13 protein-coding genes and 1 pseudogene are annotated in these 15,423 nt (G+C 64.6%); 11 read left to right on the top strand and 3 right to left on the bottom strand.

Annotated features, from left to right (window positions below):
• Window positions 1-126: 126 nt before the first annotated feature.
• Window positions 127-1,032 carry an alpha/beta hydrolase gene (locus NKJ32_RS19275; protein ID WP_352569771.1) on the top strand — a complete coding sequence of 302 codons (906 nt, stop codon included), beginning with the start codon at window positions 127-129 and terminating at the stop codon, window positions 1,030-1,032.
• Window positions 1,033-1,106: 74 nt separating this feature from the next.
• Window positions 1,107-2,043 (top strand): annotated as a pseudogene (locus tag NKJ32_RS19270) (MipA/OmpV family protein).
• A gap of 35 nt (window positions 2,044-2,078) precedes the next feature.
• Here NKJ32_RS19270 and NKJ32_RS19265 read toward each other — a convergent pair.
• Complete coding sequence (locus NKJ32_RS19265; RefSeq protein WP_352569773.1) at window positions 2,079-2,294, bottom strand: antitoxin Xre/MbcA/ParS toxin-binding domain-containing protein; 216 nt, start codon at window positions 2,292-2,294, stop codon at window positions 2,079-2,081.
• A 298-nt stretch (window positions 2,295-2,592) separates the two neighbouring features.
• Between NKJ32_RS19265 and ileS the strand changes: the two genes are divergently transcribed.
• Both ileS and NKJ32_RS19255 read left to right on the top strand, forming a co-directional pair.
• The gene (gene ileS / locus NKJ32_RS19260; RefSeq protein ID WP_352828514.1) at window positions 2,593-5,583 is read left to right on the top strand and encodes an isoleucine--tRNA ligase; all 2,991 of its coding nucleotides are present in this window, start codon (window positions 2,593-2,595) and stop codon (window positions 5,581-5,583) included.
• Between the two features lie 195 nt (window positions 5,584-5,778).
• On the top strand, window positions 5,779-6,459 hold the full coding sequence (locus tag NKJ32_RS19255) for a hypothetical protein (protein ID WP_352458053.1): 681 nt from the start codon (window positions 5,779-5,781) through the stop codon (window positions 6,457-6,459).
• Between the two features lie 85 nt (window positions 6,460-6,544).
• On the opposite strand, the gene NKJ32_RS19250 is transcribed toward NKJ32_RS19255, so the two are convergent.
• Window positions 6,545-6,997, bottom strand: a complete 453-nt coding sequence (locus tag NKJ32_RS19250) for a nucleoside deaminase (protein WP_352479909.1) — start codon at window positions 6,995-6,997, stop codon at window positions 6,545-6,547.
• Window positions 6,998-7,073: 76 nt separating this feature from the next.
• Between NKJ32_RS19250 and NKJ32_RS19245 the strand changes: the two genes are divergently transcribed.
• From NKJ32_RS19245 to NKJ32_RS19225, 5 genes are all read left to right on the top strand, one after another.
• On the top strand, window positions 7,074-8,978 hold the full coding sequence (locus tag NKJ32_RS19245; protein WP_352569775.1) for a pseudouridine synthase: 1,905 nt from the start codon (window positions 7,074-7,076) through the stop codon (window positions 8,976-8,978).
• Window positions 8,959-9,513: a 16S rRNA (guanine(966)-N(2))-methyltransferase RsmD gene (gene rsmD / locus NKJ32_RS19240; RefSeq protein WP_352569776.1), complete on the top strand. Its 555-nt coding sequence runs from the start codon at window positions 8,959-8,961 to the stop codon at window positions 9,511-9,513. The genes NKJ32_RS19245 and rsmD overlap by 20 nt, the downstream gene beginning before the upstream one ends.
• A 97-nt stretch (window positions 9,514-9,610) precedes the next feature.
• Window positions 9,611-10,975, top strand: coding sequence for a M16 family metallopeptidase (locus tag NKJ32_RS19235; RefSeq protein ID WP_352569777.1), 1,365 nt, complete (start codon window positions 9,611-9,613; stop codon window positions 10,973-10,975).
• Window positions 10,976-11,141: 166 nt separating this feature from the next.
• The gene (locus NKJ32_RS19230) at window positions 11,142-12,392 is read left to right on the top strand and encodes a M16 family metallopeptidase (RefSeq protein WP_502896677.1); all 1,251 of its coding nucleotides are present in this window, start codon (window positions 11,142-11,144) and stop codon (window positions 12,390-12,392) included.
• Window positions 12,389-13,258: a patatin-like phospholipase family protein gene (locus NKJ32_RS19225; protein ID WP_352569779.1), complete on the top strand. Its 870-nt coding sequence runs from the start codon at window positions 12,389-12,391 to the stop codon at window positions 13,256-13,258. Before NKJ32_RS19230 ends, NKJ32_RS19225 begins: the two co-directional genes overlap by 4 nt.
• An 89-nt stretch (window positions 13,259-13,347) precedes the next feature.
• On the opposite strand, the gene NKJ32_RS19220 is transcribed toward NKJ32_RS19225, so the two are convergent.
• On the bottom strand, window positions 13,348-14,244 hold the full coding sequence (locus tag NKJ32_RS19220) for an MBL fold metallo-hydrolase (protein ID WP_352828510.1): 897 nt from the start codon (window positions 14,242-14,244) through the stop codon (window positions 13,348-13,350).
• Here NKJ32_RS19220 and NKJ32_RS19215 point away from each other — a divergent pair.
• Entirely contained in the window at window positions 14,222-14,353 is a 132-nt protein-coding gene (locus NKJ32_RS19215; RefSeq protein WP_023674354.1) for a hypothetical protein, read from the top strand. The genes NKJ32_RS19220 and NKJ32_RS19215 overlap by 23 nt on opposite strands.
• Before the next feature lie 30 nt (window positions 14,354-14,383).
• The gene (locus tag NKJ32_RS19210; protein WP_352828507.1) at window positions 14,384-15,289 is read left to right on the top strand and encodes a LysR family transcriptional regulator; all 906 of its coding nucleotides are present in this window, start codon (window positions 14,384-14,386) and stop codon (window positions 15,287-15,289) included.
• Window positions 15,290-15,423 lie beyond the last annotated feature (134 nt).

Below are 15,423 nucleotides of genomic sequence, written 5' to 3'. Positions count from 1 at the left end.
CGTCCCGTGTATTCGCCGCGGCGCAAGTGTAACGAAAATTCCCAGTGCTGGCATTGGCCCTTTATACGATGACGTGTGCTGCTGCTATATGCCGTTTTCTACGCTTGATGAGGCTAGGGAAGCAAAATGAGCGATGCGGACGAACACCTCGATCTGACGGAGATCAACGCCGTCCGCAGGTTGTTGACCTCAAAGCCTCGAACGGTCCGCTGGGACGAACGCCGGGCACGGCTCGACGAAGTCGGTTCGGTGTGGCCAGTCGCGGAGGACATCCGATGCGAGCATGTGGTTTTCGATGGCCTCGCGGGCGAGTGGTCCCTGGCGCCTGGGAGTGACAGGGATAAGGTTCTGCTCTTTTTCCACGGTGGTGGCTACTGCTCCGGCTCCCTTAAAAGTCATCGTCGAATGGTTACCGAGGCAGGTCGGGCAATGGGAATACGCACCCTCGCGATCGACTATCGCCGCGCACCGGAACATCCTTTCCCTGCGCAACATGAAGACGCACTCACCGCATGGCGCTTTCTGAGGCGGCAAGGCATCGCGCCGGACCGCATCGTGATTGGCGGAGACAGTGCGGGCGGCAACCTTACCCTGTGCCTGGTCAGTATATTGCGTGCGGCAGGCGAGCCGTTGCCGCGATGTCTTTGGCTGGTTTCGCCCTGGACGGACCTTTCGATGTCCGGCGCGACACTATCAACCAACGACGCAATCGACCCTATCATCCACCGGGCGTATTTGGAGGAACTGGCAACGGCCTATGTTCCCAATGGCGTTGGTCGGCGCGATCCGCTGATCTCGCCTTTGTTCGCCGATCTGAGCGGATTTCCCCCAATGCTGATACAAGCCGGTTCGGCCGAGACGCTGATGTCTGACGCAACTCGGCTCGCCGAAGCCGCCGGCGCGGCGGACGTCAAAGTACGTCTCGAAATTTGGCCGCATATGATTCACGCTTGGCCGGTTTGGAATGCGGGGTTGAGCGCCGGTCGCCGCGCTCTTCACGGCGCAGGCATGTTTGTCCGCGAATGTTTGTAACCCCTGCCGAGGCAACTGCTATCGTATTCCAAACACTTGATCTGGAATCTTGGTGCGCCAAACAGTCGACTGCAATGCGGAACAGGCCGGCCAACGCCGCCGATGTCATGGATATTAAGTCAAATTTTACCGAACTGGCGCCATGGCTTCAGTCAAGGCTGGTTGTATCGGCCAATGTGTTCGACGTATGGAGTAACGATGCGGTCTGTCCCGACGATCCCGGCGGTCCTGGCCGCATTCATGCTCGCCACCTGCGGCGTTGCCAAGGCCGGCGAGGGCACCTTCGGCTGGCTGTCCGGAGACTGGTAGCTGACGGTCGGCGCCACCGGCATGATTGCCCCGAATTTCGAGGGCGGCAAGAAGTACCTGCTCAGCGCCTCGCCGATCATCTCGCTCGGCAAGGCTGGTCCCGCGGCGCGCTTCACCTCGCGCAACGACAATATCTCATTGGCATTGATCGACGATGGCGGCGTCCGCGCCGGCCTGACGGGCAAGTTCCTGTTTTCCCGCGACGGTGGTGACGCCGACGAATTGAAAGGCCTCGACCCGGTGCGCTGGGGCGGCGAGGCCGGCGGCTTCTTCGAATTCTATCCTTTGGATTGGCTGCGTGCCCGCGCCGAATTGCGGCACGGCATTCGTGCCCATAACGGCTTTGTCGCCGACATCGCCGCCGACGCCTTTTACGATGTGACGCCCGACGTCAGGATTTCGGCCGGACCGCGCGTTTCGTTCGCCTCATCGGACTATTTCGACGCCAATTACGGCGTTGATGCCGAGGAGTCCCTGGCCTCGGGGCTCAGCGAATATCATCCCGGTGGCGGGGTGAAGTCGGCGGGCCTGGGCGGCGCGGTGACCTGGAAGGTGACCGAGCCGATGACGGCCAGTCTGTTCGGCGAATATTCCCGCCTGATGGGCCCGGCCGCCGATTCCAGCCTGGTCAAGGAGCGCGGCTCCAGGGATCAGTTCATGATCGGCATGTCGACGACCTATCGCTTCGATTTCTCGATGTGATGTCGCAGGTTATATACTGCGCGCAGCCGCATGGCTCAGGCGACTATGCCGTAGGCGATGCGGTTGAGTTCCTCTTCCACAAGCATCGCACTTGTTTCGGATTGTAGGAGATTGATGGGCGCCTCGTTGAGCACCCGACTTCGCTTGCGCAGCCAGCGCTGCGCCCTTTCATGGTTGCCGAAAACACGATCCGCCATCGTTGAAATACGAAGTCGCAGGGCGCGTTCGGACTCGGTAATCGTCAGAGTCACATTTCGTTCCTTCCGGCGCGCTAACTGTGAAATGTAAACCGCAGTTGGTACATGCTCCTAGGAGGAAGCATCAGAGTTCGGGCTTTTCAATAGGGCCGGCCTCGTTTAAAAGCCCGGTCATGACGCACTTTATCAGCGCATTCGCGACTGCGATACGAATTACAGGCCCGGTGTTCCGGGCGGCCTGACCGCCGCCGGAGCCGCCGGGAATCTTGCGCGCGCCTCTCGCGCTTTTTCCAGATCATGATAGTTCAACGCCCGGGCTCTTTTGCCGCCGGGCAACGCATATGGCAGACGAATGACTGATACCGAGACCGCCGAGACGATCGACTATTCCAAAACGCTCTACCTGCCGCAGACGGATTTCCCGATGCGCGCCGGTTTGCCGGAAAAGGAACCGCTGCTGGTCAAACGCTGGCAGGACATGGACCTTTACCGCAAGTTGCGCGAAGACGCAGCCGGCCGCGAAAAATACGTGCTGCACGACGGGCCGCCGTATGCGAATGGCAACATCCATATCGGCCATGCGCTGAACAAGATCCTCAAGGACGTCATCACCCGCTCGTTCCAGATGCGCGGCTATGACTCGAACTATGTACCCGGTTGGGATTGCCACGGCCTGCCGATCGAATGGAAAATCGAGGAGCAGTACCGCGCTAAGGGCAAGAACAAGGACGAGGTGCCGGTCAACGAGTTCCGGCAGGAATGCCGCGAGTTTGCGGCGCACTGGATCAAGGTGCAGGGTTCCGAATTCCAGCGGCTCGGCGTCGTCGGCGACTTCGACAATCCCTATACGACAATGGCTTTCCATGCCGAGGCGCGCATCGCCGGCGAGCTGCTGAAATTCGCCATGTCCGGCCAGCTCTATCGCGGCTCCAAACCGGTTATGTGGAGTGTGGTCGAGCGCACCGCGCTGGCCGAGGCGGAGGTCGAATACCAGGACTATGAGTCGGACACGATCTGGGCGAAGTTTCCGGTCGTCAGCCTCGCTCGCCAGGTCATCAACATCGAGGATGGGCAGCCAGCCCTGGACCCCAAGCTGACGCAGACGTCGCTCGATCTGCTTGATGCCAACGTCGTCATCTGGACGACGACGCCGTGGACAATCCCCGGCAACCGCGCCGTCAATTACTCGCCGCGCATCAACTATGGTCTCTACGAGGTTACGGCGGCCGAGAACGCCTTTGGTCCTCAGCCCGGCGAAAAGCTGATCTTTGCCGAGAAGCTTGCGGACGACGCTGCCGCGAAGGCCAAGGTCACTCTGAATCGGCTTCGCAGCGTTGGCGCCGAAGAGCTTGAAAACCTTACGCTTGCCCATCCCCTCAAGGCTCTGGGTGGCGGCTACGATTTCCCCGTGCCGATGCTCGCCGGCGATCACGTCACCGACGATGCCGGCACCGGTTTCGTCCACACCGCGCCGGGGCATGGCCGCGAAGACTTCGACGCCTGGATGGATGCTGCCTCTGATCTTCGCCAGCGTGGCATCGACACCGCGATCCCCTTCACCGTCGACGATGCCGGCTTCTTCACCAAGGACGCGCCGGGCTTCGGCCCGGACCGCGAGGGTGGAGCGGCGCGCGTCATCGACGACAATGGCAAGAAGGGCAACGCCAACCAGGCTGTCATCGACGAGCTGATCAAGCGCAACGCGCTGTTCGCGCGCGGCCGCCTGAAGCACTCCTATCCGCATTCCTGGCGCTCGAAGAAGCCGATCATCTTCCGCAACACGCCGCAATGGTTCGTCTATATGGACAAGGAGCTTGGCGACGGCACGACGCTGCGCAGCCGCGCCCTGAAAGCCATCGACGATACCCGCTTCGTGCCCGCCGCCGGCCAGAACCGCATCCGCGCCATGATCGAGGAGCGCCCCGACTGGGTGCTGTCGCGCCAGCGCGCCTGGGGCGTGCCGATCGCCGTCTTTGCCGATGCCGACGGCAATGTGCTGCGCGACGAGGCAGTCAACCAGCGCATCATGGACGCCTTCGAGAAAGAAGGCGCCGACGCCTGGTTCGCCGCCGGCGCCAAGGAGCGGTTCCTCGGCAATCACGATGCCTCGAAATGGCAGCAGGTCATGGACATCCTCGATGTCTGGTTCGATTCAGGCTCGACGCATGCCTTCACGCTTGAGGACCGGCCCGACCTGAAATGGCCGGCCGACGTCTATCTCGAAGGCTCCGATCAGCATCGCGGCTGGTTCCACTCCTCGCTGCTCGAAAGCTGCGGCACCAGGGGCAGGGCGCCCTACGACACCGTCGTCACCCATGGCTTCACCATGGATGAGGAGGGGCGGAAAATGTCGAAGTCGCTCGGCAACACCGTCGTGCCGCAGGACGTCATCAGGCAGTCCGGCGCCGACATCTTGCGGCTGTGGGTGGTGACGACCGATTATTGGGAAGACCAGCGGCTCGGCAAGAACGTGCTGCAGACCAATATCGACGCCTACCGCAAGCTGCGCAACACCATCCGCTGGATGCTGGGCACGCTCGCCCACGACGATGGCGAGGAGGTGCCGCTGGATAAGATGCCTGAACTGGAGCGGCTGATGCTGCACCGGCTCGCTGAGCTCGATGAGGTCGTACGCTCGGGCTACGACGCGTTCGAATTCAAGCGCATCACCCGCGCGCTGCTCGACTTCATGGTGGTAGAGCTGTCGGCCTTCTATTTCGACATCCGCAAGGATGCGCTTTACTGCGAAGCGCCTTCCAGCGTGAAGCGCAAGGCTTCCGTGCAGGTGGTGCGCCATCTCTTCGACTGCCTGGTGAAATGGCTGGCGCCGATGCTGCCCTTCACCATGGAAGAGGCTTGGCTCGACCGTCATCCGGATGCGGTCTCTCTGCATCTCGACCAGTTCCCGGAGATCCCGGCGGACTGGAAGAACGAGGCGCTGGCGGAGAAGTGGCGCAAGGTGCGGCAGGTCCGCCGTGTCGTCACCGGGGCGTTGGAAATCGCCCGTGCGCAGAAGGTCATCGGCTCTTCGCTGGAAGCGGTGCCGGTCGTCACCCTCGACGATGCCGTGCTCGAAGCGGCGATCGCCGATGTCGACATGGCCGAGATGGCGATCACCAGCGATCTGGTTATCATGCACGGCAAAGCGCCGGCGGGCAGCTTTACCCTCGACGACGTCAAGGGCGTCGCCGTGGTCGTCGAGAAGGCGGAGGACCGTGGCCTGGTGAAGTGCGCGCGCTCCTGGCGCTACACCGCCGATGTCGGCTCAGATCCGGAATTCCCGGATGTTTCGGCCCGTGACGCCGCTGTTCTGCATGAGCTGAAGGCTTTGAGCCGTCTTTAAGGCGGTGCACAAATGCCACGGCGGGCGGCCGATCGGCCCCCGCGCGTTGCCCTTAACGAGTGGTTGAGGTAAACACGCGAAACTCCGGACGACAAATTGTCGCCGGAATTCCGTCGGAAGAGCATAGGCGATGGGGACCGGACCTTTCTTTGGCCGGCGGCAATCGAGAGGCTGTCTACAGTGGGACTTTTTGGCATGACCGAGAGAACTTACGCGCGCGTTGCGCTGCTGGCGCCGCTTGTCGTATCGGGCCTCGCTTTGTCCGGCTGCATGGGCTCGCCCACTTACGGGACCGACAAGACCGCGGGCGCGCAGCTTGCCGGCGACCTCACCGGGGCTTTTTCCTTCGCACCCAAGCGCAAGGATAGTATCGACTACAAGCCGCGTCCCACGCTGGTGAAGCCAGGTCCGGGGCAGAAGGAAGTCTTGCCGCCGCCGCAGGAAAGCATCGAGACGGCAAGCGCCGAATGGCCCGAATCGCCGGAGCAGCGCCGTGCCCGCCTGCGCGCCGATGCCACCCTGCATCAGGACGACCCGGCCTACCAGGCGCAGGTCATCGATGACGTGCAGACGGATCCGGCGTCGGTCAAGGCCGCGCTGAAGCAGTCGGGCTCGAGCCATCCGCCAGCCTGGACTCCGGCCGATTCGGACAAGAGCCGCGCCGCGGAAATCATGCGCCGCCGGGCTGAAGGCAAACAGGGCGACCCGACCACCCGCAGATATCTGAGCGAGCCGCCGGTGCAATACCGCGCTGCCGCCGCCACCGCGCCGCAGGGTGACCTCGGCGAGGACGAGTACAAGAAGGAACGCCGCCTCAAGAGGGAGGCGGCCGCCAAGAGTAAGAGCGGCGGCATGTTCGACTGGCTGCCCTGGTAGGCTGACGGCGCCAGAGACGTCCTTGCCCTGAATTGGCTGGCTGGATTGGCTGACTTGGATTTGGACCGTCTGCCGGACCAGAAAATCAGGGTCCGCGTCGCTCGCGAAAAAAGTCCTTCAGCAATGCTGCTGCAGCGTTCTCGGCCATGCCCGGATAGATGTCGGGCACATGGTGGCAGGTCGGTGAAGTGAAGAAGCGAACGCCGTTGACCACTGCGCCGCCCTTCTCGTCGGCAGCGCCGAAATAAAGCCGGCGCAGCCTGGCGAAGGAGATGGCGCCGGCACACATGGCGCACGGCTCCAGCGTCACATAGAGATCGTGGCCGCTGAGCCGCTCGCTGGAAAGCTTGCGGCAGGCCTCGCGGATCGCCAGCATCTCGGCATGGGCGGTCGGATCGGCGAACTCGCGGGTGCGGTTGCCGGCACTCGCAACGACCGTATCGCCGCCGACGACGACCGCGCCAACCGGCACTTCGCCACGCTGGGCGGCGGCTTCGGCTTCTTTCAGCGCCAGGGCCATGAAATCCTGCCGCTTCACGCGGTTTCCATTCCGATTATCTCCTCGCCACTAGAGCGCGATCCTGTTACTACCCGCGCAAACGAGCAAAGGCCACATGGACGACAAAAACAAGAAATTCCCGCGCAAGGCCGGCCCGAAGCCGGGGGGGCCGCGTGGTCGCGATGGCGCTCCCGGCAAGGGCGGCAAGCCGCCCTTCGGCGCCAAAAAACCTTACGCTCCGCGCGGCGACCGGCCGGCGGCGGCCGAAGGCGAACGGCCGAAGCGCGACTTCAAAGGCGGCGACAGGCCGTTCAGCAAAGGGCCGCGTCCGGAAGGCAAGCCTTATGAACAGCGCGAGGGTCCACGCAAGCCTTATGCGCCGCGCGGCGACCGGCCGGCAGCTGCCGAAGGCGAGCGGCCGAAGCGCGACTTCAAAGGCGGCGACAGGCCGTTCAGCAAAGGGCCGCGTCCGGAGGGCACGCCTTATGAAAAGCGCGAAGGTCCGCGCAAGCCTTACGCACCGCGCGGCGACCGGCCAGCAGCTGCCGAAAGCGAGCGCGGCGAGAGGCGCTTCGACCGTCCCAAGCGTGATTTTGGCGGCGATCGACCGCAAGGGGCACAAAGGGCACAGGTGGCATCGGAAGGCGGCTTCAAGCCGCGCCCGCGTCGCGTCGAGGCAACGGAAGAAGCCGGCGAACGCATTGCCAAGCGGCTGGCGCGTGCCGGCCTGGCCTCGCGCCGCGACGCCGAGGAACTGATTGCGGCCGGCCGCGTCAAGGTCAATGGCAAGGTGTTGTCCTCGCCGGCCTTCAACGTCATGCCCGGCGACATCATCCATCTCGACGGCATGGAGATCCCGCCGATCGAGCGCACCAGGCTGTTCCTGTTCCACAAGCCGGCCGGCGTGGTCACGACAAACCGCGATCCCGAAGGCCGCAAGACCGTCTTCGACGTGCTGCCGCCCGGGCTGCCGCGGCTGATGACCATCGGCCGGCTCGACATCAACACCGAAGGCCTGCTGCTGCTCACCAATGATGGCGGCCTGTCGCGCGTGCTCGAACTGCCGGCGACCGGCTGGTTGCGACGCTACCGCGTGCGCGTCCACGGCAAGGTCGAGGAAAGCGCGCTTGCCGGCCTGCGCGAAGGCATTGCCGTCGACGGCGTCTTTTACGGCGCCATCGAAGCGACGCTCGACCGCGAGCAGGGCTCGAACGCCTGGCTGACACTCGGCCTGCGCGAAGGCAAGAACCGCGAGGTCAGGAACATCCTGGGCGCGCTCGGTCTCGACGTGACGCGGCTGATCCGTATTTCCTACGGGCCGTTCCAGCTCGACGATTTACCGGAAGGCCATGTGCTGGAGATCAAGGGCCGCGTGCTGCGCGACCAGCTCGGCGAGCGCCTGGTCGAAGAGTCCGGCGCCAATTTCGATGCCGATATCGCCAAGCCGTTTTCCAACAAGCCGGTCAGGCGTGAGCGCGAGGAGGAGCCCGAGCGGCCGAAATTCACCCGCGACGGCGAACGCCGGCCGATCGGCGAGGGCGGCCTGATCAAGAACCGCAAGCGGCGCGAGGGCAGCCGCGACGAAGCGCTCGGCAAGCTGTCGACAAGCCCTGACAGGAGCTTTGGGCCAAAAAAGAGCTTTGGCGAGCGTGGCCCCAGACCTGAACGCAGCGACTTCGGGGACAAACCCCGTGGCGACAAGCCTCGTGGCGGCTTCGGTGGGAAAAAATCCGAACGCGAGCAGCGGCCGATCGAGCCGCCGGGCCAGCGCAAGGCCAATGTCTGGATGGCGCCGGGCGCACGGCCGATCGGCAAGGGCAGGGCGGAGGCAGACGCCGCCAAGGCGGCAGAAAACAAGGCGCGCAAGGCATCGTTCAAGCCGTCTTACGGCAAGCCCGGCGGCAAGCCGCAAGGCGGCGGTGCAAAGCCGTTCGGCAAACCGCGCGGCGAGCGACCGGATGGCGGTGGCGACCGGCCGCGCGGCGGCCCGAAAGGAAGCAATGCGGATCGTCGGCGGTGAGTTTCGCGGGCGTCCGCTGGCGACGCCCCGCACCTTTGCCATCCGCCCGACCACCGACCGCACGCGTGAGGCGGTCTTCAACGTGCTGGCGCATCGCTTTCCCGAAAGACTGGACGGCGCGCGCGTGCTCGACCTGTTCGCCGGCACCGGCGCGTTCGGCCTCGAAGCGCTGTCGCGCGGCGCCTCCTACGCTGTCTTCATCGAGGAATCCGCCGAAGGGCGCGGCCTGATCCGCACCAATGTCGAGGCCTTCGGCCTCACCGGCCGCACCAAGATTTTCCGCCGCGACGCGACGGGCTTGGGCGAGGCGGGCACCATCGCCGCATTCGGCATGGTCTTTGCCGATCCGCCCTATGGCAAAGGCCTTGGCGAACGCGCCTTGCGCTCGGCCAAAGCAGGCGGCTGGCTCGCCCCCGGCGCGCTCTGCGTCGTCGAGGAAGCGGCGGCGGCGCCGTTCGAGGCAGGGTCGGGCTTTTCGGTTGTCGACGAGCGCAACTATGGCGAGACGGTCATCCGGTTCATCGAGGCCGCCTGAGTTCGGCTTCCACGATGGCGCCTTCAAAATGACGAACAATTCGTTTTGCCTCGACCAGCAACCCCGCCTATCGTCCCACTACAAACCGGAGCCATCTATGACATTTCAGGCTGAATGGCTGCGCGGAACGCTCTTGGGACTGGCTCTGGTGATGGCCGCGCCGGCTCTGGCGGATAACAATCCTGACGATGGCGTCGTCACCGATTTCCTGCTCGACAATGGCATGGAGGTCGTCGTCATCCCCGATCACCGCGCCCCCATCGTCACCCATATGGTCTGGTACAAGATCGGCAGCGCCGACGAGCCGCCGGGCAAGTCCGGCATTGCCCATTTCTTCGAGCATCTGATGTTCAAGGCGACCAGCAACCATGCGGCGGGCGAGCTCGACCGTGCCGTCGCCGCCATCGGCGGTTCGGACAACGCCTTCACCTCCTACGACTACACCGCCTTTCACGAGACGGTGGTGCCTCAGGCGCTCGGTGAGATGATGGGCTTCGAGGCCGACCGCATGCGCAATCTCATCCTCAACGACGACGTCATCAAAACCGAGCGCGACGTCATCCTCGAGGAGCGCCGCTCGCGCATCGATAGCAATCCGCAGGCGGTGCTCGACGAGGAGATCGACGCCACGCTGTGGCAGAACCAGCCGTACCGCATTCCGGTCATCGGCTGGATGCAGGAGATGGAGAAGCTGAACCGCACCGACGCGATGGCCTTCTACAACAAATATTATACACCCAATAACGCCGTGCTGGTGGTGGCCGGCGATGTCGAGCCGAAAACGGTCAAGGCGCTGGCCGAAAAGACCTATGGCAAGATCGCGCGCGGCCCGGACTTGCCGCCGCGCATCCGCCCCGTCGAGCCCGAGCAGAACACCAGGCGCACGGTGACGCTGACCGACGGGCGCGTCAGCGTGCCGAGCTTTACCACGCAATGGGTGGTTCCGTCCTATCACACGGCAAAGCCCGGCGAAGCCGAAGCGCTCGACGTGCTGTCCGAAATCCTCGGCGGCGGCAACCGCAGCCGGCTCTACCAGGAGCTTGTCGTCAGGCAAGGCATCGCCGCCGAGGCCGGCGCCTTCTTCCAGGGCACCATGCTCGACGACACCAATTTCACCGTCTACGGCGCGCCGCGCGGCGATGCCAAGCTTGCCGACATCGAGGCCGCGGTCGACGCCGAGATCGCCCGCATCGCGAAAGACGGCGTCACCAGCGACGAGCTGGAAAAATCCAAGGACCGTTTCGTACGCTCGATGATCTTTGCCCGCGACAAGCAGGAGGACATGGCCAACATCTACGGCTCGACGCTCGCCACAGGCGGTAACGTCCAGAACGTCCAGCAATGGCCGGACCGCATCCGCAAGGTCACCGCCGACCAGGTCAAGGCGGTCGCTGCCCGCTATCTCAATCTCGACCACGCAACGACCGGCTATCTTCTGCCGCAAACCCAAGCTGGGAATTGATTTGATGATGAGCCAGCATGGTCCCGCTCTGCCTTCTCCCCTCGTGGGCTCCTCCCCTTCTCCCACAAGGGGAGAAGGGAAGCGCCCGCACGCCGGCCCTCTTCTAGCAACCCTGTTCCTCTCCCTTCTCTTTGTCATCCTGCCGGCGCTTTCCGCTCGCGCCGCCGTGAACATCCAGGAGGTGACCTCGTCGAAGGGCATCACCGCCTGGCTGGTGGAGGATTATTCGGTGCCGATCGTCGCTATCCGCTTCGTTTTCGATGGCGGCGCGACGCAGGATCCGCCCGGCAAGGAAGGGCTTGCCAATCTGATGAGCGGCCTGTTCGACGAAGGTGCCGGCAACCTCGACAGCGAGGCCTTCCAGATCAAGCTTGACGATGTCGGCGCCGAGATGAGCTTCGATGCGCAGCGCGACGGCATCTACGGCTCGATGCGCATGCTGGCCGAGCAGCGCGACGGCGCCTTCGACCTGTTGCGGGTGGCGGTCAACCAGCCGCGCTTCGACCAGGTGCCGATCGACCGCATCCGCGCGCAGATCCTGTCCGGCATCATCGCCAACGAGCGCGATCCCGATACGCTCGCCCAACGCAAATGGCTGGACGCGATCTACGGCACGCATCCCTATGCGCGGCCCGACCAGGGCACCAGGCAAAGCATCGCGACGATTACGCCGGCCGATCTCAGCGCCTTCCACAAGGCAAGTTTCGCCCGTGACGGCCTGCATGTCGCGGTGGTCGGCGCCATCGACGCCGAGACGCTGAAGCAGAAGCTCGACCTGGTGTTCGGCAGCCTGCCGGAAAAGCAGGCGCTTACGCCCGTTCCCGACATCGACCTGAAGCTCGGCCAGCAGCTCGAGGTCGTTTACGACCAGCCGCAGGCCTCGCTGCAACTCGCCTATCCCGGCGTGAAGCGGAATGCACCGGATTTCTTCGCCGCGGTGCTGATGAACGAGATCCTCGGCGGCGGCACCTTCACCTCGCGGCTGTTCGACGAGGTGCGCGAGAAGCGCGGCTTGGCCTACAGCGTCAGCTCCGACCTCGTCGACCACCAGCATTCCGAGGCGCTGTCCATCACCACCTCGACCCGCGCCGATAGGGCGGCCGAGACGCTGGCCGTGGTGCGCGACGTGGTCAAGCGCATGGCCGAGGAGGGGCCGACCGAAGCCGAGCTGGCGGCGACCAAGAAATACATGATCGGCGCCTATGCCATCAACAATCTGAATTCCTCCGGCGCGATCGCCTCAACGCTGCTCGAGATTCAGCTCGGCAAGCTCGGCATCGACTACATGCAGCGCCGCGCCGCCCTGATAAACGCGGTGACGTTGGACCAGGTGAAAGCGGTGGCGAAAAAGCTGCTCTCCGCCGAGCCGGCCGTCATGGTGGTCGGGCCGAAGCTCGGCGCGGCCAACAAGGGATGAGCCCTAGCTTCGGCATCGCCTTTGGCGGCGGCGGGGCGCGTGGGCTGGCGCATATCCATGTCATCGAGGCGCTGGACGAGCTGGGCATAAGGCCGGCAGCAATCGCCGGCTCGTCGATCGGCGCCATCATGGGCGCCGGCATGGCTTCGGGCATGACCGGCAAGGACATCCACGACTATACGCGCTCGATCCTCGGCCGCCGCGCCGAAGTGGCGACGCGCATGTGGCGGGCGCGGCCCGGCACTTTTGCCGAAGCGTTGCAGGGCGGCTTGCGGGTCAGCCAGTTCAATGTCGAGCGCATCCTCAAGGCGTTCCTGCCCGACGCCATTCCCGAAACCTTCGCCGAATTGAAGATACCGCTGAAGGTGACGGCAACGGACTTTTATGGCCACCAGCTCGCCGTGTTCGACGAAGGCGAGCTGCATTCGGCGCTGGCCGCTTCGGCGGCGATCCCGGCGGTGTTCCGTCCGGTGATGCGTGACGGCAGGCTGCTGATCGACGGCGGCATCTACAATCCCGTGCCGTTCGACCTGATCGAGCTCGACGCCGACATCATCATCGCCGTCGACGTGGTCGGCGCGCCAACCGAGGCCGGCCGCAAATTTCCGACCTCCGTCGACCTGATGTTCGGCGCCACGCAGCTGATGATGCAGTCGATCATCGCCAGCAAGCTGAACCAGAGCCGGCCCGACATATTGATCAGGCCGGCGGTGTCGAAATACCGGGTGCTCGATTTCATGAAGGTCGAGGCGCTGATGGCCGAGACGGTGGCGATCAAGGACGAGCTGAAGCGCGAGATCGAGAAGGCGGTCGAGGCCCGCGCCAAGGCCGAAGCCAGCAAGCGCACGAACCGTCTCGGCGGATAACCGTAATCAAGCGTCCGGCGTCAGCGCCCGCTGGACCATGAGCGTATCCTTCGTAAGTGGCGCGGATCAGCTCGCGATTGGCGCCCGTCTCAGCCCCACTTCATCTCGCCGGTGGCAACCTTGGAGCCGATGTCGAGCGCGACGCCCATGCCGAGGCCGGGGAAGCGGGCTTCCATGGCGCTCTTCAGTGCGGCCGCGTCCTTGGCCTTGGCCAGTTCTTCCTCGAAGGCGATGAGATAGGTCTTGGTGTGCTCGACGCCTGAAAGGTCCGTAGCGGCCTCAGGCGTCATGTGCCCGGGCACGACGATTGCCGGCTTGCGCGCCGCGATCTTTTCGAGATTGGCGAGCCAGGCGGCGCGCAGTTCTCTGGTCGGCGTGTCGGCGGTCCAGACATGCACGCCGGCAAAGATCATCACCCCGCCGAACACCGCATTCAGCGACGGCACGAAGAGATAGCGCCGGTTGGCGAGGCCTTCCGCGCCGACGATCTCGATGCTCTCGCCATCGACGCTGAGCGTCTGGCCGTCGAACGCTTCGGGGATGACGATGTCGGCCAGCGCCTGCGGGCCATTCTCCTTGAGCTGCGGCCCCCAGACGGCGAGCTTCTTTTCGACATTGCCGTTGATGGCGGCCACCGTCTCGGCTGCGGCGATCACCCGTGCCTGCGGGAACGCCTGCTTGATCGGCTTGAGGCCGAAATAATAGTCCGGGTCGGACTGGCTGACATAGATGGTGGTGAGCGTCTTGCCGGTCGCCTTGATCGCCTCGGCCACGGCCCGGCCGTCGGGGTAGGTGAAACCGCCGTCGATCAGCACGGCTTCGGTGGCGCCGGAGACCAGCACCGGGGCGCGGAAGAAGCCGTTTTGCCCGGCGGGGAAATGTTTCCAGGAAAGCCCGCCGGCCGCATGGCCAAGCCCGGCGGGAGCAAAGACCGCGGCAGCGCCGGCGGCGAGGGTGGTTTTCATGATGCTTCTCCGTGTGAACATGGATGTCTCCTGGGATCCGGAATTCGGCGGCCTCGATGCCCGCAAGATGGCAAAAGCGGAATGCGTATTGAAGGCCGACAAAATAGACGTAATGTATGCCATTGCCTGACAATGAGACTGCCTCTGCCATGAGCGAAGCATGAACCTGAACCGGCTGGCCTATTTCGTGGCGGTGGTCGATGCCGGCTCGTTCACGCGGGCCGCCGAGCGGCTGGGCATCACCAAGGCGGTGGTCAGCCAGCAGGTGGCGCGGCTGGAGCGCGATGTCGGAACGACGCTGCTGATCCGCACGACGCGGCGCGTCCATCCGACCGAGGCCGGCCGAACGTTCCATGCCCGCTGCCTGCAGGTCCTGCAGCAGGCCGAGGATGCATTCGACGAGCTCGCGCAGGCCACCGCCGAGCCGACTGGCACGCTGCGCATCGCCGCGTCCAACGACTACGGCACATCGGCGGTGGTGCCGGTGGTCGCCGCCTTCAGCGCGCGCTATCCCGCCTGCCGGGTGGAGTTGACGCTGGGCGACGAGACGATCGACCTGGTTTCCGGCCACATCGACGTGGCCATCCGCGTCGGCTGGCTGGCCGACTCCAGCCTGCAGGCCCGGCGCATCGGCACCTTCCAACAATTCATGGTATGCGGCGCCGGCTTTGCAGGCCGGTTCACCGCCGGCGAACCGCAAGACCTCGCCGGGCTGCCCTTCGTCGCCAACATGGCGCTGCGCGAACCGCTGCTATGGCAATTTTCGCGCGGCGATGACGAGCAGCAGGCCGTGCGCATGCAGGCAACGATCGCCATCGACGCAACGCCGGCAGTGCTGGCAGCGGTCCGCGCCGGCGCCGGCCTGTCGGTGCTGCCGGACTTTTTGGTGCGGGACGAACTGGCCGCCGGGCGGCTGGTGCAGATCCTGCCCGAGTGGCGGCTGCCCTCCGGCGGCATCTACACAGTCTACCCCGCCGCCCGCTTCCGCCCGCCCAAGGTGACGAGGTTTGTCGAGATGCTGATCGCGGCCGAGCAGAAGCTGGAGGCAGGCGGGCGGGGGCGCTGATGGGCGAAGCTGCGATCTCCCCCCTTGAGGGGGAGATGGCCGGCAGGCCAGAGGGGGGCGGTTCGACCGGGCGCGGCCTGCCTCTTGCGTTGGTGGGGTTTGCGCATTACGCGAGACGCCCCCCTCTGCCCTGC

Origin of the sequence: Mesorhizobium sp. M0159 (genome assembly GCF_040322295.1) — a bacterium.
Lineage (GTDB): Bacteria > Pseudomonadota > Alphaproteobacteria > Rhizobiales > Rhizobiaceae > Mesorhizobium.
The sequence above is the reverse complement of the archived record's forward strand: the minus strand, read 5'-3'. Positions and strand labels throughout refer to the sequence as shown.